Consider the following 22,821-nt stretch of genomic DNA (forward strand, 5'->3'; position numbering starts at 1 on the left):
CCGTGTAATTTAAAATCCAAATTACTTTACTGCAAGCCTGATTAGCGGACGTACTTCACGCCGTTTTTGGAATCAAGCGTAAGAGATGCTGGCAGGGAGCTGAGGCTTTGCTGTGTGCCGGAAGAATTGTAATAACGGATGCTGAGCTTGTTGGTTTCGGAGAAAAGCAGCTCGACATAGCCCACCGGAGTTTTGGTGCTGGTACCTACAAGATAACGGGGTGCACTTCCAGCGCACGGCATAGAAATAACCTGCAATTTCTTACCATCCGGATAGGTATAGTGACCGGAATAAAAACTATGGGAGTGGCCGAAGATGACCAAGTCGACATTGTTATTTAACAAGATTGCTTCAAGAGTATTACTTCCAGCGGTGCGTCGTTCGCTCGTCAAAACACCATTTGAATAAACGGTAGAGCTGTTAGCTTTTGTGCTGACAATCGAATACAGCGGAATGTGACCATAGACCACACGGGCGCGAGCACCCTTGGCGCGGGTAGAGGTCAGCTGTGTTTTCAACCATGCAAGTTGAGTGGTGCGGTTATAAAGATTTGAATAATTGGCATCATCCAAAGAAACGAAAAAGACATCTTCCTGAACGAACGAATAGTAGAACGGGAAGTTGCTGTCGTCGACGAACTCGACTTTGCCTTTGTTGTTTCCCCAGAACGTTTTATATAGACGCCGTTCCTGGCTGTAATACGCGTCATGGTTTCCCGGCGTCGCCATGAATGGAATTCGCGCATCACGCATGAGTGACATAACTTTTGTCGAAAACGCACTCCACATTTTCGTGTATGTGCTATCAGACAGACTTGTCTTTTCGCCATCGATGTAATCGCCAACTCCCAGGATCACGGCGGGCTGCTTGGAGATCATATTCTTAACAATCGATATTGTGTTGCTGGAGTATGTGCCATCGGTGTCGATGTTCATGTCAGAGAAAGCGTGGATCCTAAGTGACTTGGCACTGTCGGTAATTCCATCATCTGTATCTGGAGTGGTCGGCACAGTCGTATCGCCCGTATCAGGAACAGACTGTGAGTTGTCAGTGTCCGAGTCGGTGCTTGGTAAGGCAGCGGCTTGGAAACCAGAGTTTGAAGGGGAGCAGGCAGCTAAAGTTGAAACGAGTAAAAAGCCCGCAAGGATAGTAGTTTTGGCGGCGACTTTTGTTTTCATACAGTATGTATCGTAACAATGGTCCCATTTATTAAGCCAAATTAATGCTGAACGTGAGTATGTAAATTGGACTCAGGTCTAAGTTTGATTTCTTGCTGGATCTCTCGACAGTTTCCCCGACTTTTGGCAAGAATGACTGCATGGCATTCTTAATACGATTTCAAAAGCTCCTGATCATTGGGGCTTTAATCATTCTTATATATACACTTTTTGGTTTTTTCCTGGTTCCGTGGATTGCAAAAAATCAGATGCAGAAATTTCTGCAAACTCGATTTGGCAGCACCCCCACGATTGGGAAAATCTATTTCAATCCCTATACATTTCACTTTGAAATCACCGACTTTGATTTGCCCGATACCGCTGAAAAAACCACCGATAAAATAAGCCGCTTGAAGTTTGAAACCTTCGCCATGAACGGGGATTGGTGGAAACTTCTTAGACGGGAAGTCCATTTTAAGTACGTTGATCTAAAAAAGGCCGAAGGGCAATTCATCATCTTCAGCAAAGGCAATACCAATTGGGAGCTGCTGCCGGACCCAGAGGCGGGCGCGAAAAAAAAGGATGATAGTAATTCAAGCGGGAAACCTTGGACCGTGACCTTTCGGAGACTGGCCATCGAGAACAGTGGTTTGGATGTCTGGGATCACACTCACGTCTCGCCTTTGCATTTGCCGGTAGGTCCCTTGAGTTTAAACATCGAGAACTTTACGACCTCCATTGGGGAATCGTCGGAAATCGAAAGTTTGGTGTTTTCTGTCGGCGACAAGGGACGCATGGTAATTTCCGGCAGTGCGAACATGAAGCCAACCTCTGCCGACTTGAAGTTGGATTTCAAAGACCTGCCGATGGGTTTTGTTTCGGCCTATTTGTCCGACACCACGTATTTGCGGCTGTCCAAAGGAACCTTGAATTTTCAGGGAAGTCTTATTTATCGGGACGGTATTGTTACACTGAACGGTGACCCGGAAATTCACGACCTGGCGATAGAACAAGAAGAAGTGGAGTTGCCGGTTTTAAAGTGGAAAACTCTGATCGCCGAAAAGCTGCAGTTTAAATCCCAGCCCCTGGGGATGACGGTTGAGAACGTCAATGTGGATGGGCTGGTTACGACGCTGGCTTTGCGCGCTGATGGAACCTTGAACGTGAAAGAGATGATGCGTACTGGGAAGAAAGCAGATCCGGTCCCTCAATCAGCATCAACACCTGCCGGGTCGCCGGCGGCAGCGGAGCAGAAAGAGTCTGCGCCAGGATTTCAATACCTGGTAAAGGTTTTGAAGATTGAAAACGGTGGTTTGGATTATTCAGATCAACAAATCAGACCGCGCTTTGTGGCTCGTATCCACAGCCTCAATGGTTCTTTGGGTCCGATTTCATCTGAACTTGGCCAAAAAATGAATATTGATCTAAACGGAATGGTTGAGCAGTACGGAAAATTTAAAGGCAAGGGCAGTTTCATTATGAAAAAACCGTGGCCTAACTTGGATTTCACCTCGAGCTTTCAAAACATTGAAATGACGACATTTACGCCCTACGCCGGGAAATTTGCGGGCTATGAGATCAGCAAGGGGAAGTTGTTTCTAGATGTGAAGTACACTTTGGTGAATCATCGAATCAAAGGCGATAACAATGTGTTCCTGGATCAATTTACCCTAGGGAAAAAAGTCGAAGGCGGCAAACAAAGCAATTGGCCGATCAAATTTGCTCTGGCCATTATGAAAGATAGGAAGGGGCAAATTAAATTCAAGCTTCCGATCGAAGGGGATGTAAGCTCTCCGGATTTTTCCGTGGGCAGCATTGTTTGGACGGCGATTAAGAACCTGGTGGTCAAAATCGCAATGTCGCCCTTTGATTTCATTTCGAGCTTGGTGGATGGCGGTCCTGAATTGCAAAACATTTTCTTTGAACCCGGCCAACGAACTTTGACAGCCGAGGAGGCTGTGAAGGTGTCTAAAATTGCTGAAGCCTTAAAGGATCGACCGCAGCTGGCCCTTGAAATTACGGGACAGTACCAGCAAGCAGATTTGGCGGAGATGCTGCGTTCTGCTTCGCAGGGAAAAAAGAATCAGGAATTTACCGTCGATGATCTGAAAGCATTGGCCCTGGCCCGCAGTAATCTGATCATGGGAGAGTTAAATACCCTGGGTATTGAGCCGAATCGGATGTTTATTCTGGCGGCCACTCCCGGAGAAGCGGGCAAGAAGCCCCAGGTCTATCTGACATTAAAAGAAAAATAAAAGGTGCCAGGTCCTACTTACGGAAGCAGCGCAGAACCGTTCTTGGATTTAGGAAGCTAGCGCAACGCTTATTTTAAAAGAAAAGGGCCAGCAAACGGCCCTTCTTTGTTAAATTCTGACTTACCACAGAAAGAAGTTAACAATGAAACAAACTGCGAACCGGGTATCTAAGGTTTCTCAAATGTCGGTCGTCCAGCTGTCATGAAAGTTTGTTTTACTCTGCCTCAATCGATGTTAAATAAATATATTCATAACTTCGAACTGGAGACGAGCATCTGTGAAATTGGTTTTGAGTGTAATTTTATTGGCCGGTGCACTTTGCGCAAACACTAGTTTGGCAAACGATGCGTCCCAAACCGTTACCTGGATTCGCTGGGACGACCCACCGATATTTATCTTTTCAGGGCCCTTTCAGGGGCAGGGGCTTCTCGACAATACGCAAAGAATTCTTATTAAGAATCTCCCGCAATACACTCACAAGACCACTCAAGGAAGTGTTCCCGAAGTCGTACAAAAGGGAAAAGATAAATCCCCAATTTGCAATGCCGGGTGGCTCGAAACTCCCGAGTGGAGCAAGATTTTCTATTTCTCCAAACCTGTATTTGTTATCCCTACCAACGGTCTGCTAACAAAGCATGACAATCTGATGGAGCTCAAAAGTCTGGTGCCGCTCTCACTGCAAAAGGTGATCGATCAAAAGCCTCAATGGACGCTGGGTGTGGGCAGACTTTATGGAGAAGGAATCGATGACGTTCTGATTAAGAACAACTACAAAAAGAATCCGAAAATTAAGGTGGTCGACAACAGTTTACTTGCACATCAGATGCTTCATACGGGTCGCATTCAATACACTCTCGGTTATCCCTTTGAAGCATTTTACTACAATAAACTTCTTAAGTCCCCTGGATCGGTAGAGTATCTGCCTCTCAAAGACAACGGTGATTTCGTATATGTTGTGGTTGCATGTCCTAAAATCGAATGGGGCAAAAAAGTCATCGAGTCTGTTGATTTGGTTCTAAACAGTCGTAAAGTCCTAGAGGATATTCGTCACGGTGTCGATCGTTGGCTCAGTATTAATGACCAAAATGGCTTGATTGAGGCCCGTCGTAAAATGGTCGAAAAGTACTATCCCGACCTTACCAAATAACTCAAAAGTCCTAAGAGCCCCACATCACCGTGCGCATCGATAGTGAGCCCATCTCGAAGCCCTCGTAAGGATACGAGATCTTGTCCTTATCATCCGAAGCGCCGAAAGCGTAAAGTAGTGGCCAATAATGTTCAGGCGTTGGAACGGAAAGTTCTGCGGCGGAGCCAAACTTTTCAATATGCGCCAGGGATTTTTCATCCCTTTGCTCGAGTGCTTGCTTGATCGCAGAATCAAACTCCACCGCCCAGGGGGTGGAGGAGTCAGGTTCGCGCCATTTGATTTCACGCAGATTATGCACGATATTTCCACTCGCCAAAATCAACACACCTTGTTCGCGAAGGCTGCGCAAGTGTTTACCCATCTCGATGTGCTTTTCAGGAGGAGCATGCACATCCAAACTTAGTTGAAACACTGGAATATCAGCCTTCGGAAACATGTGCACCAGAACAGACCAGGTGCCGTGATCCAGGCCCCATTTTTCAGTCAGCTCCGAGCCCGGAATCAGTTTTTGCGTGGTCTGTGCCAGGCTTAAAGGTCCGCGGGCAGGGTACTGAACATCAAACAGGGCTTTGGGAAATCCATAAAAATCATGAATCGTTTGCGGAGTCGCCGTGTACAGAACTTTGGTTCCTTCTGTTTCCCAATGTGCCGACACCACAAGGATTGCCTGTGGGTGCGGCACGCGTTCACCCAATGCTGTCAAAGCATCCGTGAACGGAGTCTTTGCCAAAGCATTCATCGGGGAGCCATGAGCTGCAAAAATCACAGGCATGCGTTTCATAAATTCTTAACCCTTCTTATCCACAGGTCTGTTGCCTTGGATTTTGATATTCAAAGTGATCTCGTCACCAACTACGGGACCGGCTTCAACAGCCTGGCTCCATGTCAGACCGAATTCCTGACGATTGATTTTACCTGTCGCTGTGAAGGCGATCTTTTGGTTGCCGTAAGCATCCTTCACATCACCCAGGTATTTCACTGCCAGAGTGATTTCTTTGGTTTTGCCTTTGATCGTCAAGTCGCCTACCAATTTTAAGTCATCAGCCGTGCCGATCACTTTTTTGGTTACGAACTTCATTGTAGGATTTTTTGCGACGTCAAAAAAGTCCGGGCTCTTTAAATGTTTGTCACGATCAGCATTGGACGTATCGATACTGTTGATATCGACATTCAAATTGGCTTTGGACTTTTCCAGTTTTGGATCAATCGTGATGGAGCCGTCAAATTTAGTGAAGCGGCCGTCAACGGAAGAAATCACCAAATGGGGAACTTCAAAACCAACTTGCGAATGGGCAGAATCCAGGGTGTAAGTGCCTGCTGGGATTGTTTTGGCAAAAGCCGCCGTGCTGAGTAACGTAATAATTGTAGCTGTGGTTGCGGTCATCATTTTCATGGTTCTCTCCTTTAATAGTTAATGAACACTCATATAGTTTCGGGCATTAACTGGTGTTGCGGTAGGAGACATATTCACGATATACTGTTGCACATATGGAACAATTAGATCTCAATCAAATACGCACATTCGTCAAACTGGTTCAAGCAGGCAGCTTCACCAAAGCCGCCGAGGTCTTGCATCAGCCCAAATCCAGAGTCAGTCGTAGACTGGCCGCCTTAGAGCGAGACTTGGGCATTCAGCTGGTGTATCGAACCACGCGTCAGTTTCAGCTGACCGATGCCGGTCGGGCTTATTATGAGCGTTCTCGAGGTTTGGTAGAAGGGCTGGAAAGCCTTAGTGCAGAACTCAGTGAGGAAGTGGCTGATGTTTCCGGTTGGTTGCGTATTACGGCCTCTGATGATCTGGGTGTCTTGCACCTGCCGGATGTTTTGGCGGAGTTTTCAAAACAGCATCCCCGAGTCCGTTTCGAAGTTTTGTTGAGTCAGGCCTATGTGGATTTGGTGAAGGAATCCATCGATGTTGCAGTTCGTATCGGGATTTTGAAGGACAGCTCACTAAGAGTCAAAAAAGTGGCAACGCTAAAAAGTATTTTGGTGGCAAGCCCCGGCTTCCTTGAGCGCTATCGTCAAGCGGAGGACATTGATAGCTTGGGTTCAGTGCCGTTTTTAGGATTGGGATCGCAGCCAAAGCTGGAATTGTGGCGTTTGAGTGATGGTAAAAAAGTTTCTGTGAAAGTTGAGCCCGTATTTTTGGCCAACAATCCGAACATGGTTTTACAAATGGCTGTGCAGGGGCGGGGAATTGCAATGATACCGGAGTTCATCGCAGCGGAGCAGATTCGCCAAGGGCGTTTGGTTCATATTCATCGTGGTCTGCGTGGTCAGGAAATCCCGGTCAGTCTGGTTTCACCGGAACAAAGGGAAGTGTCATTGAAAACAAAGAAATTCATCGACTTTGCAGCCAAAAGACTTAAAGAGAAGTTTGAACAATTTTAAAAGATGCCAGCGAAGAATGAAAAGATATCTTCGTACTGAAATTTCAGTGAACTAAAGATCACCGCACCCCAAAGAAGTGCCACAACCCCCATCATCATCAGTTGCGGGAAGTGCAGCAAACTCATGGGGCCGGGTTGTTTGTTCAGCATTTCATCGATTTGCCCACGTTCCTGGTTTTCACGGAATCGACGGGCCAAACCTTGCGCCAATACGATTCTTTGGGTCATTTCCATTTTATAGAAATGAACGCCAACCAGTGTTTGAGAATTTGCAATGCTATCCAGACGAGTAACAATGGCGTAACACGCCATTTGACGTGAACCCGGTGGAGTGAATTGGATCTTGATGACTTCGCCTAAAATAGGGCATAGGTCGTCGGGAGCCGTGAATGCCAGTCCCGTCAGTGACACATTCTTGATCGAAGTTCCTTCTTCCCAAGGGACTTGCTTCGGACCCGCTACACGTACGATGCTCTCATCCTCTGTTTGAAGAATAAATCGGGGAGATCTGCCGTGATAGCGTGCGAGTGATGTCATACTGTTCTTTTCGGACGAAAAGCCGGGTGTCTTAACCAAGCGGCACCAAAAAACAGTATATCAATTTGAGACTGTGGCTCTGTGGGGCCTAAAAGTGCTTCCAGCCTTTGAATGTGGAAATTTCTTCCTTACCATCGCCGTGGATCAGAAAGACTCCAGGGCTTTCTGTGAACTGGCCAACTTCTGTCCACTCCGGAAAAAGAGTTCGATTTTCAGGATTCACAGAAATCAGAAGTTCATAATCCTCTCCACCCCACAAAGCATATTCGTAGGCTTTGGACAAATGAGCCATACGTAAAGTTTCATCATGCAGTGGAAATTGATCGGGAAATAAATGAACTCCGCCAATATGGGGAGAGTGGCCGTTGCCGTAAGGTTTTTTTGATAAAATCAAAGCATCATTGACCAAGCCATCGCTGCAATCCATCAAGGCGTGAATCTTATCTGCGTGCTGCCGCAATTGTGGGAGTAGATCCAGGCGCGGAAGTGGGCGAAGGTGTCGAGCTGTCGCCTCTGGAAAATCCCCGGTGCGATCTTCATTCAGCGCGCGAAGTCCCGTGGTGGATAAGCCCAGGGGGCCACTGCTAAGTAGGATGTCACCGGCTTGTGTCCCATGGCGTGTGATTGGCTTATCACAGGAGCCATGTACACTGACATCGATGATCACACCGCGCGGAGAGGCACATAGATCACCTCCGGCAATTTCGACACCGAATTTGTCGGCCAGAGTTGTCATGCCCTGATAGAATTCGTCAAGCCAGGTTTCTGTTATTTCTTTGGGAATCGCCAAGGACACTTGCGCAAAGCGCGGGTCCGCTCCCATAGCCGCCAAATCACTTAAGTTAACTGCCAGTGCTTTGTGTCCCAGATCAAATGCACAGGAGTAATCAAGGCGAAAATGCACGTCTTCCACCATCATATCCTGCGCGATCACGGAATAGCCGGGGAAGTTTTTGAAAACAAAGGCATCATCACCCAAAGGAACTATGGTGTTTGGATTATGACGCTGGACCTTATTTCGGATGTTCTTCAGAACCTGCCACTCTTTGGGAGTATTTTGCATGTCGTTGTTCCTTGAGGTAGGCATTGCCAAGAATAAGTCTTTATTGTGAAATATACATCCAGGGAGTCAAGGAGGATTCTTTGAACACACCAAAGGCAGGAACGCCTAAAAGAACGTCTAAGAAAAAAGCTGCCACACGTAAGGTCAAGGTCATCGAGCATCCCTTGTCATCTGAAAGTCTTTTCACCAGCCGCGAAATTGGTTGGTTGAATTTCAATCGCCGTGTTTTGACAGAAGCAGAGGATGCAAGCAATCCGCTTTTGGAAAGAGTGAAGTTCCTAAGTATCTCGGGATCCAATCTGGATGAGTTCTTCATGAAACGCGTGGGCGGACTGAAACGACACGTGGCTTATGGCGTATCGCCGAAATCAGCTGATGGAAAAACCCCGATGGCGCAATTGCTGGAGATTCGCCAAGTCGTCTTGCCGATGCTGCAGGATCAGGGCAACTGTCATAAAAAACTTTTGAAAGCCTTGGAGAAAGAACACATTCATCTTCTTGCGTGGAAAGACCTGACTGAAAAAGAGCAGGAGCACGTAAAGAAGTACTACAGCAAGAATGTGTTTCCGGTGTTAACGCCGCTCTCGGTGGACCCGGGGCATCCGTTTCCGTTTATTTCGAATTTGTCGGTTTCCTTGGGACTGACTTTAAAGCATCCAAATTCAGAGGATAAACTTTTTGCGCGGGTTAAGATTCCAAAAGTTTTACCGCAATGGATTCGCGTCGATGCTGATACCAGCGTAAATCGTTTTGTAAGTCTGCTTGAAGTGATCAAAGCCAACTTGGCTGATTTGTTCCCATCCATGCAAGTGTTGGAGTCGATGGCATTTCGCCTGACTCGTAACGCGGATTCAGATCAGGATCAAGAAGACGCCGAAGACTTGTTGGAAGCGATCGAAGAGGAATTGCGTCAGCGTCGTTTTGCCGAAGTGGTGCGCTTGGAGCATGGGCCCAAGCCTGATCCGTGGATGTTAAAGTTCCTGATGGAGGAGCTTGAACTGACCGAAGAGGATATCTACGAAATTCCAGGAGAGCTGGATTACGGCGACTTGGGAATGATTTCAGATCTACCGTTGCCAAAGCTGAAATTTGAACCGTACATTCCCGTGGTTTCGCCGGCATTTGCAGAGGAAGGCACCGGGATTTTCAATGCGATTCGCGCCAACGATCAGTTGATTCATAATCCGTTTGAAAGTTTCTCGGCCTCAGTTGAAACTTTCATTCGCATTGCCAGCGAAGATCCCAAAGTTCTAGCGATTAAAATGACGTTGTATCGCACGGGTGACAACAGTCCGTTCATTCGGTCCTTGATTCGCGCGGCGGCTCAAGGCAAGCAAGTGGTGTGTCTGGTTGAACTCAAAGCCCGCTTTGACGAAGAAAGAAATATCTATTGGGCCAATGAGTTGGAAAATGCCGGCGTTCACGTCGTGTATGGTGTCGTGGGTTTGAAAACTCATGCTAAAACAGCCCTGGTCGTCCGTCAGGAGCAAGAGGGCTTGCGCTGTTACGTTCATATCGGAACTGGGAACTATAACGTCACGACTTCCAGATTTTATACGGATTTGGGACTTCTGACTGCCAGAGAGGAAATCACCAATGACGTGGTGGACTTCTTCCACTATCTGACGGGAATCAGTTTGAAGGGGAGTTACAATCACCTGCTGATTGCTCCGGTGAATATGTTCTCGACTTTCCGGACCATGATTGATCGCGAAGCCGCCCATGCGAAGGCCGGGAAGCCCGCTCATATAGTGGCTAAGTTCAATAATTTTGAGGAGAATGATATCGGTGCGGCACTTTACTCTGCCTCACAAAAAGGTGTCGACATCGAGATGATCGTGCGGGGCTTCTGCTGTCTTCGTCCCGGGGTTCCGGGGATGAGTGAAAATATCAAAGTCACATCCGTGATCGGCAGATTCCTGGAGCACTCGCGATTGTTCTATTTCCGCAACGGCCAGGAAAATCCGGTGGATGGCGACTTCTTCCTGGGTTCTGCTGATTGGATGTACCGCAATCTTCATGCGCGCGTGGAGGCGATTGTTCCCGTTTTGGATCGCAGTCTGAAAGAAAAATTATGGGAGATCCTTCAGTTTTACCTTAAAGAATCCCGTCAGGCGTGGTCTATGAACTCCGATGGCAGCTATACCAAAAAAACCTTCAAATCTGATGACGTCGGAATTCATCAAACGCTGATGCAATTGGCGAAATCCCGGGTTAAGATGGTCGAAGATTCGGAGTAAAATGGAAATTATCATCGTCCGTCATGCATTAGCTGAAGAACGCGAAGACTTTGCCAAAAAAGGACTGGAGGATCAGTTTCGTCCTTTGACCCTGAAGGGCCGTAAGCGCATGCAAAAAGTTTGTCTGCGTATGAAGGATTTCGTGAAAGACGTGGACGTGATTGTGACCAGTCCCTTTACCCGGGCCGCGCAAACCGCGCAGATTCTGACGCAAAGCTATCCGGGTGTGAAAACCATCGAGGTTCCCGAGATGGTTCCGCAAAGTCCGCCGCAAGCTCTGTTAAAATGGATTCGTACCCAGGGCAGGAACTATAAGCGCATTTTGATTGTGGGGCATGAGCCGCACCTAAGCACATTTGCGAGTTACATGCTGACCGGTAAGGCTGAAAGTTTCATTGATCTGCGCAAAAGTGGAATTCTTTCCCTCGAACTGGAATCTTTTGCGCAGGCTGAAGCCGGCGGGGCAGAGTTGATGTATTCAATCCCGCCCAAAATCTTTGATTAAACCATCGACCAAATCAAGCCGTCACGCAAGCCCACAGCGGGGATGACGATCTTTTCCACCTCTGCCTGGCGCATGATTGTTTCAACCAGAACCGAGGCGGGCATAATAACGTCGGCGCGGTCAGGGCGAAGTTCCAACTTATCGATACGCTCTTTAACTGACATTGCTTTTAGACGCGCAATGATTTCACCCAATTCTAGTAAAGTGACAAAAGTATTGGGAGTTTTTTTAAGCAGGCGCACCTTAAGTTCAGCCATGCATTCAAGGTTTCCCCCGGTCCCAATGGCGAAATCAACGGGTTCATTTTCTGTGTTCGGATAAATGTGGGGCCCTAGGTCTTTTAAAAACTCGCCCATGATGATTCCCAGGTGGCTTTCGTTCATACGGCGTTTGCTTAAGTTTTCCAAAACCCGCACCGTTCCCATGGGAAAGGATTTGGTGGCCAGAAGTTTACCGCCTTTTGAGAAGGTCACTTCCACGCTGCCGCCACCAATATCGATGAGCATGGTTTTTTTATTGTCCAATTCGACTTCCTTGCGAACCGCAAGATGGATCAAGCGACCCTCTTCGGTGCCATCAATGATTTCGATTTCAATGCCGGAAACCTTGCGGATCATTTCCACAAATTCCTTGCTGTTTTTGGCTTCGCGGCAGGCGCTGGTCGCGACGGCCCGGCATTTTTGCACCTGAAGTTTCTTATTGGTTTCGGCGAAGCGATGAAAAGTCGATCTGGCCAGCTCCATGGTTTCGGGGCTGATGATGCCTGTGGTGAAAACGTCATGACCCAGGCGCACCGGGGCACGCAGCTTTTTATCAACTTTGATAAAGGGGGCTGTTTCATTGATGTCGGCGACCATCATGCGGATGGCGTTGGACCCAATATCGATGGCAGAAACTCGACGTGACACGGCTAAAGATCTCCTTTGGCAACAGTATATAAAAATGCGAGCATCTTAGACATGAAAAAATCATTTTTGACAGTGTTCTTGAGCGTTTTTGTTTGTGGGCAGGCTTTCGCATTGAGTGATATCGAAATCAGCGGGGAAGCTGATATGAATGCTTTGGTGAATTTGCTGCCTTCTGGAGAGGCCGGGGAGTCAGAGTTTCGTATTCCATCCCTGCTGTTAAACTTCAGTGTGCCGTTGAAGGACGACAACCTTTTGTACGTCTCATTTGAAGGCGCACAGAAACGCAATGATGATACGAATACTGAAAGCTTCATCGTAAACACTCGTGAGGCGTATTTGGATTTGGTCAGTATTTTTGAAGGAGCACACAGTCTGCGCATGGGGGTGATTCCTCAGGCGTGGTTGGAGTCGCAGTACGAAGATACGAACTATCGCTTTTTGGGCGAAACCGCATGGGGGTTGACTGAAAAGTGGAAGTACCAGAACTATTCCGATCTGGGAATGTCTTTCATGTCGGAGCTTCCAGCCAATTTGGGTGAGTGGAGTCTGACAGTGGTGAATGGCGAGGGCCGCGAGCAAGACTCTGCCGGTCCTCACAAGGAAGGATCTTTGTATTTCAGATTCACCAGCTGGACACCGTTTGTGATTTCTTTGCAGTACATCCATGGAACCTATGAGCAATATGGTGAGGATGTTTCTGCCAAGGAGCGTATTCAGGCAGCGTTTCTGTACAAGCCGGAGGACTCCAACGTGAGAATGGGGCTGGAACTTCTTGATACCCATGATCCCGCTGATGCCGTTAATGATTTGAAAATGGCGGATGGTGTGGATGTGACGGACATGTTGGGTGAAGCAGTGCATGGTTTGGGTGGCAGTGCCTACGTGTTGCTGTCAACAGGGCCTAAAGCGGAGTTGATGCTTCGCTATGATTATCTTGATGCGGTGGCCGATAAAGATGGCCGTGACATGCAGACGGGGATCATTTCTTTGGCTTACCAAGTTACGCCGGATGTGAAAACGGCCCTTGCGGTGGACCGCACTTCGTATGCAGAAAACTATGGCCCGGGCATTCGTGACACCTCAAAGGTGGAATTGGCTGCTCAAGTACTGTTTTAGTGTGTTAAGATTGTGTTAGTTTTGCTTTAATTGCCGTGTTAAGCGGTGTTTTTTACTCTGAAAACCCTTATACAACCATTTAAACGGGGAATACGTATGGAACGTGCCATCGACACTCAGCTCGAAGATCTAAAGAAAATGATTCTGGTAATGGGTGGTCATGTTGAAAAAGCCCTCTCGCAAGTGACTTCTGCTCTTTTATCCCGTGATGCTTCAGCATTCCAGGAAGTCCACGAGATCGAAAAACGTATCAACGAAGATCATATTCGCGTGGATAACGTGTGTATGCATATCTTGGCCAAGCAAGGTCCGGTTGCAAAGGACCTGCGTTTGATCATTTCAGTTCTAAAAATCAACAACGACCTGGAACGTATGGGTGATCAAACCGTGAATATTTCTTATTCCGGCAAAGACTATCTGGGGCGCAAGCCTATCGCAGCGGCAACCGCTGATATTCAAAGAATGTCAGAGATCGCTGGTAACATGGTTAAAGGTTCGTTGGATTGTTTTGTTCGTGGCGACGCTGTCGAGGCGAAAAACATCCTGTTGATGGACGACGAAATTGATACTTTGAAAAACAAAGTCTTTAAAGATGCAATTCAACATATGAAATCCAACCCGGATGATGTTGAGGCAAGCATGGATTTCATTTTAATCGCGCGAAACCTGGAGCGTTTGGGTGACCACGCGACCAATATCGCCGAAGACGTGATCTTCGCATATACGGGTAAAGACGTTCGACATGGGGGCAAGTTTGGCTGAGAATTCAGTTCAGGTGATGGTGGTAGAGGATGAACAGGAGATTCGTGAACTGATGGCGTTGCATTTGCTACGTCAAGGTTACCGAGTGACTGAATGTGGTTCTGCCGAAGAAGCCCTCGCTGAAATGAATGCCAAAAACTACCAGGTCTTTATTCTGGATTGGATGCTTCCCGGACTTCACGGCGTCGACATCCTGGAACGAATCAAAGCAAAAAATAAAAACTCCTCAGTCCTGATGGTGACTGCGAAAACTGAACCGCAGGATATTGTTATGGGTTTGGAGCGTGGTGCGGATGATTATCTGACCAAGCCGTTCAATCCCTCAGTGCTGATGGCAAGGGTAAAAGCCCTGCTTCGTCGGGCAAATCCCAAAGCCGAGGAAGTGATCAAAGACGACAGCGAAGTTAACATTCACGGTCTTAAGATGAATTTCAAAACTTACGAAATTTCCTATAACGGCGAGACTCTGCATTTGACTCCTTCCGAGTTCAAGCTGCTGGGGACTTTGGTTCAGAATCATGGCGTGGTTTTGACTCGTGAAAAGCTGATCGAATACATCCAGGGTGAGGGCATCAGCGTTGTGGGTCGTACAATTGACACCCATGTCTTCGGTTTGCGGAAAAAACTGGGTGGCTGGGGTGATCGCATTGAAACCATCCGTGGCGTGGGCTACCGGGTAAAAATGGATCAAGCATGACCAGTTTCATTCGTTTTCCGTGGCGTCTATTTTGGAAGCTGCTGATCTATCAGGTTCTGGTATTCAATTTGTTGGCGTTCATTGTGGCGGCGTCACTGGACACCCAGCATCGCATGCCGGACTTTGTCTATAGTGATTTCCTGCTGAACTTTTTAATATTCAGTATCCTGATTGCAACCATCCTTGCGTATCGTTTTGTTCGACCAATCCATAAAGTTATTTTGAAAGCTTTGCGCATTTCCAACAAGCGCGCTTACGGTGAGTTGGTGTCTTCGGAATCTGAAGACCTGCTGGATGACGATGGGGATGACCTGTCCGAACTTGAAGTGGCATTGGATAAGATTCACAAAAAGATGAAACGCCGTAAGGCGAACTTCCTGCAGGCGCAAGAAGAGTCCCAGGCTTTCATGAGCTCTGTTTCAGAAGGTCTGGTGAGCATCAGCCTTGATGAAAAGATTTTGTATTTCAATTCTCAGTTTGCAGCTCAATTTCTAAAAGGCCCGCAGTTGTCCATGGAGAATCTGCGACTGAAGGATGCGATTCGCTCTTCAGATGTTCTGGAGGGTTTTGAAAAAACCATCAAGACCGGTAAAGTGAACCGTTTCACCGTCAAATTACCGACGTTGATTGATAATCAGCCGCGCTTTTTCTCGGTGTCCGTGAATCCGATTCGCAATGAAAAAACCCGTGAAGTTTACGGAATCGTCGGGATCTTCCATGATATCTCCGAACTAAAAAAAGCCGAACAGATCCGCATCGAGTTTGTCGGCAATGCCTCTCACGAACTGCGTACGCCTCTAACTTCAATCAAAGGTTATGTGGATACCTTGAAGGAAGATATCAACAACGGTCAGATGGACCAGGCGGGGAAATTTATCAATATCGTTTCCCGCAACATTGATCGCTTGATGGACTTGGTGAACGACCTGTTGTCTTTGACTTCTATGGAAGCCAGCAATTCTGAATTAAGACTTGAAATGATTCATCCACTGCAAATTTCCGAGCACGTGGTTTCAGAGATGGCTGTGCTTGCAGCAGAAAAGAACATCGCCATCCGCGTGGTGGGGGAAGTACCGCCATTCAAAGCTGATGCCCGCAAGGTCGAGCAGGTTCTGCGCAACCTGGTTTCGAACGCTGTTAAGTTTATTCCAAATAATAAAACAATCCAGATCCGCTGGGAGCGCGACATAAAGGAATACATTATTCTAAGAGTGATCGATGACGGCCCGGGGATTCCAAACGAGCATTTGGATCGTCTGTTTGAACGCTTCTATCGTATCGACAAGGGTCGCACCCGCGACGCAGGCGGTACGGGGTTGGGCTTAGCCATTGTTAAACACATCATGCAAAGTCATGGTGGTACGGTGGCGGTGAAATCCCAGTTGGATGTCGGCACGGAATTTATTTGTGCCTTTCCGATTCGTTGATTCTTTTTAGATAATTTAGAATAAAAAAAGACCAGCCGAAGCTGGTCTTTTTTTTTGAGATTAGTATCTCTCGATTGCGAATACTCCGCGGCAACCGCGATCTACCCAAACATAATTTCTTGCGAAACCAAATGATCTTCCAGCGACGCAAGCAGAGTCAGAACGCTGTCTTGCCAAGTAGAAGTTACGAATGCCGTATGGATTGATGTAGCAAGTGTTGTAACGGTTGCCATGGGACTCACACGTTACGTACTCGATAGTTGGGCGGTGTGGAGGAGGGTAACCTGGGCCACCATGACCGGGACCACCGTGTCCTGGAGGACGTGGATGAGGGCGTGGGCCGGGACCTGGGCGTGGACCGGGACGAGGACCCGGGCCTGGGCGAGGTGCTGGGTGTGGGCCCCAGTGACCATCATCGCGACCGCGGCCTGGATTGCCGCGACCTGGGCCATCATGACGACCACCACGGCCACCGCGACCGAAAGCAGTGATGTCTTCGTTTAGCTCCATGCCGTCAGTATATGCGGACGCATCCATTTGTTCGCTGAATGCAGCGTCTTCGTTTTCATACAATTCAAATTCATTTGCGTGAGCAACATGTGCAAAAGCGCAAACAGTAACCAAGGACAACAAGAGTGTTTTCATAAACTTTTCCTTCTTAAGTGGTGTCGTTTTGACATTTCGTTTGTTCCGGTAACTAATAATGCGAGGATCATGCCTGATTTATCTGGAGCCACTAAGGCCCTTTTTCTGCGTGACGCACAGTGAAAAATGTCTTATCTAATACACCATGCAACCGACCCATCCGTTTTACTTACATTTTCATAAGGTTTATGGCGACCGCTGGCCTGCACTTTTTGCTGCGCTACAAAATTCCGAGCAGCAAGTGGCTCGCGTAAATTATTTGGGGAGCCAAGATGCGACTGCTAAATCTTGGCAGGGTTTAGAAACCAAAGAACAGCTTCCGGGTTGTTTTTGGATTCCCGTGGATCAGGGAAGTCATCCCGAGCGTCGTCAGGACGAGTTGCTGGATACTTATGTGATGGATCCGGCAAGTGTGATGGTGGCGCGTGCCCTTGAAGCACAGCCTGGTGATCGTTTACTGGATATGTGTGCGGCTCCGGGGGGGAAGAGTTTGATTTTGATCGAAGCCATCGCTGACGAAGGTGAGATCTTTTGCAACGACCTTTCACCAGAACGCCGCGAGCGTTTGAAAAAAGTCATTCAACAATACGTTCCGCGCAGTGTGCGTGATCGCGTGTGGGTGACTGGCAAGGACGGCGTGCAGTTTGGATTGAAAGAAGCCAACGGCTTTGATCGCATTCTTTTGGATGCCCCTTGTTCCGGTGAACGCCACATTTTAGAAAATCCCAAAGCACAAGAGGAGTGGAGTCCGCGCAGAACAGAACATCTGGCGACTCGTCAGTACTCGTTGCTGGCGGCAGCTTTGCTTGCTGTAAAACCCGGTGGGCGCATTGTCTATTCCACATGCTCTATCAGTCCGACAGAAAACGACGATGTCATTCGCAAACTTTTGAAAAAGAAAAAAGACGCCGTCAAACTTTTGCCAGCCGATCCCGGTGTTGGTGGCGAATCCACGGAATTTGGTGTGGCCTACATGCCGGATCGCTGTGGGTTTGGTCCGCTTTATTTTGCAGTGATTGAAAAATCTGAGTAGCACCTCGTGTACGAGTGAGCTGACTTGACCCTTTTCAAGAAAGTGGTAAAATATTAATTACTGGAAATCGCAGACTGGTTTGGTTAGCCCAGACACTCTCAATCAGGGAGCAGAGATTCGCTTTATGCGGAACACCCTCAGAAGAAGGGTGTTCTATGTCTTATCTACAGCTGGCTATTGCAATTATTTTTGAGCTTGTTGGTACCACTTTGTTGAAAAAGTCCGAGGGGTTTTCCCACGTCGGCTTTTCTATTGCATCGGTTCTTTGTTATGGCGTCGCATTTTATTTTTTAAGTAAAGTGATGGTCGTGATTCCTGTGGGAATTGCCTATGCAATCTGGTCCGGAGTGGGACTGTTCCTGTTGACCTTGATCGGCTATTTTGTGTGGAAGGAAAAATTGGATCTTCCAGCAATTGTCGGGATGGTGCTGATTGTTTCTGGAGTTCTTGTTATCAACGTTTTCTCGAAAACTGCTGGGCATTAAACGCAAGATGAATCGTGGCCAAAGTTGGCAGTTTGTACACCCGTAGCGGGTGTGGAAATTGCCGGGAATTAAAAAAAGCCTGCTTTTAGGAGCAGGCTTTTTTATTAAACTTAGATCTATAACTAGCGAACATTCACCATGCCCTTAAAATCAGAAGGGATCACGATCGTATTCACTTTGCCGTTGGCAATCGCTTCGGCAATTTTCATGTTGGCCATGGCTGCCATATATTCGATAGCCCCTTTGTTGGAATTCAAAGCTGCAATACGTTCTGCCTCTTTTTTCGCAGTTTGCACTTCAACTTCTTTCTGCTTGTATTCATTCTTGGCGCGAACCAGCTCATTGGCTGAAGCCACGACCGAATCTGCAGGCAGAATTACGCGTACCAGAACCTGGCTGACGGTGATGGATGTATCCAATTTTTCTTCTGCCAAAGTGTGAATGATTAGCTCTTTGACTTCAGTTTCGATAGCCTGGCGGTTGTCATTCATATCCAAAGCTTCGTACTTGCGCGCAGATTTATAAATGGCATTTCTGGCCGCTTGGTGAACGTAGTTGTACATCAAATAGATGTCGCCATCGTGCTCAGCATGAAATGATCTGTTCTTTTTAACGTAAAGTTCACTTACCGCCTGCGGATTGATGTTGTACACCACCATCGCATCAAAGTCCTTCATGGTGCTGTTGTCTTTGGCAAGGGGAGTGATGTCGTCCACGCGCACGCTGACATCTTTTACCGGGAAGGTCAGAACGCTGCCGACGAAAGTTTGATTGAAGCTGCCCGGAAGCAGTTCGCCGGGACTGATTTGTTTGTCGAATCCGATGCGAACACCGACTTCGCCGGTTTCAATACGAGTGCAAGCGACAAGAGTGGAGAGAGTTGAAACAAGGAGAAGGGCGCAGCTGGGTTTCACGTGGGGCTCCTATAAAGTTGAGTTACTCTATTTCGCCACATCCAATATCGTAATTTAAGGTAAATAGACGAAGCTGTACCTTGGGCTTAAATCATTTTGAGGTCAAAGTTGGCAGTTTGTACAACCGGAGAAAAAAAAGCCTGCTTTTAGGAGCAGGCTTTTGTTAAAGCATTAATCTAGTTATCGTTCTTTTGACGGAACTTATGGCGGCGATAGTCTTCCAACGTCAAAAAGCCGTAGGTTTTTTTGCGGTAGATTTCGATTGTCTCTGCTTCGACGTCTTCCATCACTTCTTCCATAAAATCGATAGGGATGTTGCCTAGTCCCATCAATTGCAGCGTGTAGATGTGCACCACGCGATTGATGAAATCCGGGGTTTTTTCCCGCATGTTTTTGGTTTCTAGAAGTTGGGTCTCAACGATTTTCAGCAAAGCATCATTTTTCATATTCAATTTATCGGAATGCGAAATCGGAACCTAAGTACTTGTTGGAAATTTGGCCCAAAGAATGACACAATCAGCAGGATGAAAGCCATGACCCAACAAGAACTTAACAACTTTGTGAATCACTTTGAGCAGGTGCTCATGGGGGCACAGTTGCAGGACGTGTTGGCTAACGACCGTGGTCTGGCTTTGTCATTTCATAATAGAACACAGTTCTGGCTGATACTGGACCTTGTGCCTAACACCCCTATGATGCTGGTTTTTGAAAATCAGTGTCCCTTTAAGAAGGGTCCCAAGCCCAAACCGGTAGGGTTGTTTTTGAATTCCAACGCCAAAAATCTTTATGTGTCGGGATTTAAAGTACTCAGTGAGTTCGGCCGCGTGGCAGTGCTGACTTTGTCCAACACCACCATCACCTGTGAGCTTGAAGTTCGTTTGATTCCCAAGCAATGCAATCTTCTGGTGCGTGCCGAAGGTAAAACCATCGCTTGGGAAAAGCCCATGGATTTGAAGCCGGCACCAACGGTGGAAAATCCACCTGAGCCAAGAGGGTTGGTTGAAATCCATCAAGAATGGCTGGGTGAGCAAAGACAGGACAAGAAACCGTCGTTGGATCCGGTCGCGCAATGGGAAAAACAAAAGCAAAAGGATCTTGAGAAAAAGCGCAAGGCCCTTGATGAGATCCAAAAGCAGATCGAGAATGAAAAACATCTGGAGTGGCAGGAGACAGGAAATTTCCTGGTGGCCAATCGCACTTTGGAAGTTCCCGAACATTTGGTAAGTTTTGTGAACCCGCGGGAATCCTTAAGCTGGAATATTGAAAATACGTTTTCAAAATCCAAACAGTTGGTGGCCAAAAAAGATGGAGCCCGGGAACGCTTGGGGGAGCTGCAAAAAGAAATTGCGACTCTTGAAAAGTCCCAATATCGCGAAAAACAGTCAGGCAAATCCGGTCTTGTGGATTTGATGCACAAGGCAGAGGCGCGAGGGCGTAAGTTTGTTCTGGAGTCCGGAGCATTGGCTTATTGTGGAAAATCAGCGGCTGATAATTTAGCACTGCTTCGTCAAGCCAAAGCTTGGGACTATTGGCTGCATTTGAAGGACTATCCAGGGGCTCATGCCATTATTCACCGTCAGCGCGAGCAGGAAATCAGTCAGGCCGACATTCAGGAAGTGGCTTCGTGGGTCGCACGTGAGTCGCTTTCCTCAAAATCGCTGATGGTGGGGCAAAAAGTCGCTGTCGTCATGGTGGAGTGCCGTTTTGTACGTCCCATCAAGGGCGATAAATTGGGAAGAGTCACCTATCATTCGGAAAAGACATTTCATTTTTCTTTGCGTCAATCCTGACGAGTCTTGACTGACACTCTGTGCAGTCTAAAATTTTCACATGATAACTGTAAAAGATCTCACCAAAGATTACGGTCCCCGCAGAGCCATTGATCATTTGAATTTTTCAGTGAACAAGGGCGATGTTGTGGGTTTCTTAGGTCCCAATGGCGCCGGCAAGTCCACCACAATGAAAATCATCACAGGATTCATGGCTCCAAGTCATGGGTCGGCATCCGTCGCTGGATATGATGTTTTTGAAAACCCATTGGAAGTAAAAAAGCGCATCGGCTACTTGCCGGAAACTCCACCTGTGTATGGTGACATGTATGTGCGCGATTATCTGCGCTATGTGGCAGCTCTCAAGCAAGTGCCCAAAGAGAAAATTGAAAAGTCCGTCGACATGGCGATCGAAAAAACCAATTTGGGAGAAGTGCAAAAGCGTTTGATTCAACACTTGTCCAAAGGGTTTAAACAACGTGTGGGTATCGCCCAGGCGATTGTGTCGGATCCTGAAGTTTTGATTTTGGATGAGCCGACCGTAGGTTTGGATCCAAAACAAGTGGCCGAGATCCGGGATCTGATCAAAGCCTTGCGCGGTCAGCACACGATTATTCTTTCCACGCACATTCTGCCGGAAGTGCAGGCGACGTGCGAAAAGATCATCATCATCAATAAAGGTAAAATCGTCATCGAGGACAGTATTCATCATTTGGCCACTATGGAACAGGGGCAAAGCCGCCTGACGATCCGTGTGGCCAAGGATGTTTCCGATATGAAATCCGTTTTAGGGGACATGTCAGAAATCCTTTCAGTGCAAATGGGGAAATCCCACAAAGAGTGGCGCATCGATGTTCGTGGTGGCGATGAAATCGTTGCTGCGGTTTCTTCAAGACTGGTGAATCAAGGTTTAGGACTGCTTGAATTCAGTCCAAGTAAAATGGATTTGGAAGATGTGTTCCTAAGGCTCACATACGGCAAAGACGGAGGTGGGCGATGAATGGGGCTTGGATTATTTTGAAAAAGGAACTGAAAGGTTTCTTCTTCAATCCGACGTATTGGATCATCTGCTTTTTGGTAAGTCTGGTGTTCAGCTGGATTTATCCATTGCAGCTGTGGGGTTTTGCCCAATTGTTGATGAACTATGTGGCGCAACAGGGGATTCCCGCAAATCAATTGAACATTCACTATGGAGTGTTCCTGCGACAGTTGTCCTATTTAAATTTGATTTTGATTTTCGTGGTGCCGGCTTTGACCATGAAGCTGTTTGCTGAAGAAAAAAAGATGCGCACCTTTGATTTGCTTTTAACTTCGCCAGTGACCTCGACACAGATTGTGGTCGGTAAATATCTGGCGGCTTTGGGTGCCGTTGGTGGGATTGTGCTTCTGGCACTGTCTTATCCTGTAGCGACGGCGACTTTGGCGAAAATCAACTGGGGTCCGTTGTTTGTGGCGTTCTTCGGAATTTTCGTTGTGGGTTCTGTCTACACGGCCATGAATTTGTTTTGTTCAGCCCTGACCGAGAACAGCTTGGTGGCCTATGTGATGTCCGTCATTCTGAATGTATCCATCTGGTTTGTCGGAATAGGTGCTGAAGTGGTGGATAGCGAGATCGCACGCAAAATTTTTGAGCACGTTTCATTAAGCACGCATCTTTCAACTTTGGTTGAAGGCACGATTCGCACAAATGGGCTGGTCTTCTTTGGCAGTCTAATTTTGTTGTTCTGCTTTTTGTCAGAGCGCGTGGTTGAATCTTCCCGTTGGAGATAGT

At 47.4% G+C, this 22,821-nt stretch carries 23 protein-coding genes; 14 read left to right on the forward strand and 9 right to left on the reverse strand.

Translation table 11 applies throughout. The features are described 5' to 3' along the window. Positions 1 to 41: 41 nt before the first annotated feature. Complete coding sequence (locus tag AAAA73_RS02295; protein WP_340596535.1) at positions 42 to 1,178, reverse strand: metallophosphoesterase family protein; 1,137 nt, start codon at positions 1,176 to 1,178, stop codon at positions 42 to 44. 140 nt (positions 1,179 to 1,318) lie between these two features. Between AAAA73_RS02295 and AAAA73_RS02300 the strand changes: the two genes are divergently transcribed. Both AAAA73_RS02300 and AAAA73_RS02305 read left to right on the forward strand, forming a co-directional pair. Further along, the gene (locus AAAA73_RS02300; protein WP_340596536.1) at positions 1,319 to 3,412 is read left to right on the forward strand and encodes a DUF748 domain-containing protein; all 2,094 of its coding nucleotides are present in this window, start codon (positions 1,319 to 1,321) and stop codon (positions 3,410 to 3,412) included. Between the two features lie 277 nt (positions 3,413 to 3,689). After that, entirely contained in the window at positions 3,690 to 4,559 is an 870-nt protein-coding gene (locus AAAA73_RS02305) for a TIGR02285 family protein (protein ID WP_340596537.1), read from the forward strand. 10 nt (positions 4,560 to 4,569) lie between these two features. On the opposite strand, the gene ygiD is transcribed toward AAAA73_RS02305, so the two are convergent. Beyond that, on the reverse strand, positions 4,570 to 5,340 hold the full coding sequence (gene ygiD, locus AAAA73_RS02310; protein WP_340596539.1) for a 4,5-DOPA dioxygenase extradiol: 771 nt from the start codon (positions 5,338 to 5,340) through the stop codon (positions 4,570 to 4,572). Between the two features lie 6 nt (positions 5,341 to 5,346). After that, positions 5,347 to 5,952, reverse strand: a complete 606-nt coding sequence (locus AAAA73_RS02315) for a YceI family protein (RefSeq protein ID WP_340596540.1) — start codon at positions 5,950 to 5,952, stop codon at positions 5,347 to 5,349. A gap of 95 nt (positions 5,953 to 6,047) precedes the next feature. Between AAAA73_RS02315 and AAAA73_RS02320 the strand changes: the two genes are divergently transcribed. After that, positions 6,048 to 6,950, forward strand: a complete 903-nt coding sequence (locus tag AAAA73_RS02320) for a LysR family transcriptional regulator (RefSeq protein WP_340596541.1) — start codon at positions 6,048 to 6,050, stop codon at positions 6,948 to 6,950. On the opposite strand, the gene AAAA73_RS02325 is transcribed toward AAAA73_RS02320, so the two are convergent. Both AAAA73_RS02325 and thiL read right to left on the reverse strand, forming a co-directional pair. Continuing rightward, the gene (locus tag AAAA73_RS02325) at positions 6,947 to 7,486 is read right to left on the reverse strand and encodes a PilZ domain-containing protein (protein WP_340596542.1); all 540 of its coding nucleotides are present in this window, start codon (positions 7,484 to 7,486) and stop codon (positions 6,947 to 6,949) included. The two genes, AAAA73_RS02320 and AAAA73_RS02325, sit on opposite strands and share 4 nt — an antisense overlap. A gap of 88 nt (positions 7,487 to 7,574) precedes the next feature. Then, entirely contained in the window at positions 7,575 to 8,549 is a 975-nt protein-coding gene (gene thiL / locus AAAA73_RS02330; protein ID WP_340596543.1) for a thiamine-phosphate kinase, read from the reverse strand. Positions 8,550 to 8,629: 80 nt separating this feature from the next. Here thiL and ppk1 point away from each other — a divergent pair, with 80 nt between their 5' ends. Continuing rightward, positions 8,630 to 10,789 carry a polyphosphate kinase 1 gene (gene ppk1 / locus AAAA73_RS02335; RefSeq protein WP_340596544.1) on the forward strand — a complete coding sequence of 720 codons (2,160 nt, stop codon included), beginning with the start codon at positions 8,630 to 8,632 and terminating at the stop codon, positions 10,787 to 10,789. A gap of 1 nt (position 10,790) precedes the next feature. Next, positions 10,791 to 11,294 (forward strand): SixA phosphatase family protein, encoded by a 504-nt coding sequence (locus AAAA73_RS02340; RefSeq protein WP_340596545.1) that lies wholly within the window; start codon positions 10,791 to 10,793, stop codon positions 11,292 to 11,294. On the opposite strand, the gene AAAA73_RS02345 is transcribed toward AAAA73_RS02340, so the two are convergent. Continuing rightward, a complete protein-coding gene (locus tag AAAA73_RS02345; RefSeq protein ID WP_340596546.1) occupies positions 11,291 to 12,202 on the reverse strand; it encodes a Ppx/GppA phosphatase family protein in 912 nt (303 codons plus the stop codon). The two genes, AAAA73_RS02340 and AAAA73_RS02345, sit on opposite strands and share 4 nt — an antisense overlap. A 51-nt stretch (positions 12,203 to 12,253) precedes the next feature. On the opposite strand from AAAA73_RS02345, the gene AAAA73_RS02350 reads away from it, so the two are divergent. The 4 genes from AAAA73_RS02350 to AAAA73_RS02365 all read left to right on the forward strand — a co-directional run bounded on the left by AAAA73_RS02350 (position 12,254) and on the right by AAAA73_RS02365 (position 16,204). Next, on the forward strand, positions 12,254 to 13,318 hold the full coding sequence (locus tag AAAA73_RS02350; RefSeq protein ID WP_340596547.1) for a hypothetical protein: 1,065 nt from the start codon (positions 12,254 to 12,256) through the stop codon (positions 13,316 to 13,318). 96 nt (positions 13,319 to 13,414) lie between these two features. Continuing rightward, positions 13,415 to 14,080, forward strand: a complete 666-nt coding sequence (gene phoU, locus AAAA73_RS02355; RefSeq protein WP_340596548.1) for a phosphate signaling complex protein PhoU — start codon at positions 13,415 to 13,417, stop codon at positions 14,078 to 14,080. After that, positions 14,073 to 14,777, forward strand: a complete 705-nt coding sequence (locus AAAA73_RS02360; RefSeq protein WP_340596549.1) for a response regulator transcription factor — start codon at positions 14,073 to 14,075, stop codon at positions 14,775 to 14,777. Before phoU ends, AAAA73_RS02360 begins: the two co-directional genes overlap by 8 nt. Beyond that, entirely contained in the window at positions 14,774 to 16,204 is a 1,431-nt protein-coding gene (locus tag AAAA73_RS02365) for a sensor histidine kinase (RefSeq protein WP_340596550.1), read from the forward strand. The genes AAAA73_RS02360 and AAAA73_RS02365 overlap by 4 nt, the downstream gene beginning before the upstream one ends. Before the next feature lie 60 nt (positions 16,205 to 16,264). Here AAAA73_RS02365 and AAAA73_RS02370 read toward each other — a convergent pair whose 3' ends face one another. Next, a complete protein-coding gene (locus AAAA73_RS02370) occupies positions 16,265 to 16,849 on the reverse strand; it encodes a DUF3011 domain-containing protein (protein WP_340596551.1) in 585 nt (194 codons plus the stop codon). A gap of 241 nt (positions 16,850 to 17,090) precedes the next feature. On the opposite strand from AAAA73_RS02370, the gene AAAA73_RS02375 reads away from it, so the two are divergent. Beyond that, positions 17,091 to 17,882 carry an RsmB/NOP family class I SAM-dependent RNA methyltransferase gene (locus tag AAAA73_RS02375; protein ID WP_340596552.1) on the forward strand — a complete coding sequence of 264 codons (792 nt, stop codon included), beginning with the start codon at positions 17,091 to 17,093 and terminating at the stop codon, positions 17,880 to 17,882. Positions 17,883 to 18,037: 155 nt separating this feature from the next. Next, entirely contained in the window at positions 18,038 to 18,367 is a 330-nt protein-coding gene (locus tag AAAA73_RS02380) for an SMR family transporter (RefSeq protein WP_340596553.1), read from the forward strand. A gap of 122 nt (positions 18,368 to 18,489) precedes the next feature. Here AAAA73_RS02380 and AAAA73_RS02385 read toward each other — a convergent pair whose 3' ends face one another. Beyond that, entirely contained in the window at positions 18,490 to 19,281 is a 792-nt protein-coding gene (locus tag AAAA73_RS02385; RefSeq protein ID WP_340596554.1) for an SPFH domain-containing protein, read from the reverse strand. A 176-nt stretch (positions 19,282 to 19,457) separates the two neighbouring features. After that, positions 19,458 to 19,727 (reverse strand): DNA-dependent DNA polymerase, encoded by a 270-nt coding sequence (locus AAAA73_RS02390; protein ID WP_340596555.1) that lies wholly within the window; start codon positions 19,725 to 19,727, stop codon positions 19,458 to 19,460. Positions 19,728 to 19,805: 78 nt separating this feature from the next. On the opposite strand from AAAA73_RS02390, the gene AAAA73_RS02395 reads away from it, so the two are divergent. Genes AAAA73_RS02395 through AAAA73_RS02405 form a run of 3 tightly spaced genes read left to right on the forward strand, consistent with a single transcriptional unit; the run spans position 19,806 to position 22,820 of the window. Continuing rightward, on the forward strand, positions 19,806 to 21,071 hold the full coding sequence (locus tag AAAA73_RS02395; RefSeq protein WP_340596556.1) for a DUF814 domain-containing protein: 1,266 nt from the start codon (positions 19,806 to 19,808) through the stop codon (positions 21,069 to 21,071). A 40-nt stretch (positions 21,072 to 21,111) separates the two neighbouring features. Then, positions 21,112 to 22,050: an ABC transporter ATP-binding protein gene (locus AAAA73_RS02400; RefSeq protein WP_340596557.1), complete on the forward strand. Its 939-nt coding sequence runs from the start codon at positions 21,112 to 21,114 to the stop codon at positions 22,048 to 22,050. After that, positions 22,047 to 22,820 (forward strand): ABC transporter permease, encoded by a 774-nt coding sequence (locus AAAA73_RS02405; RefSeq protein WP_340596558.1) that lies wholly within the window; start codon positions 22,047 to 22,049, stop codon positions 22,818 to 22,820. Before AAAA73_RS02400 ends, AAAA73_RS02405 begins: the two co-directional genes overlap by 4 nt. The last annotated feature ends 1 nt before the right edge of the window (position 22,821 follow it).

Origin of the sequence: Bdellovibrio sp. GT3 (assembly GCF_037996765.1) — a bacterium.
In the GTDB taxonomy this organism is placed as follows: Bacteria; Bdellovibrionota; Bdellovibrionia; order Bdellovibrionales; family Bdellovibrionaceae; genus Bdellovibrio.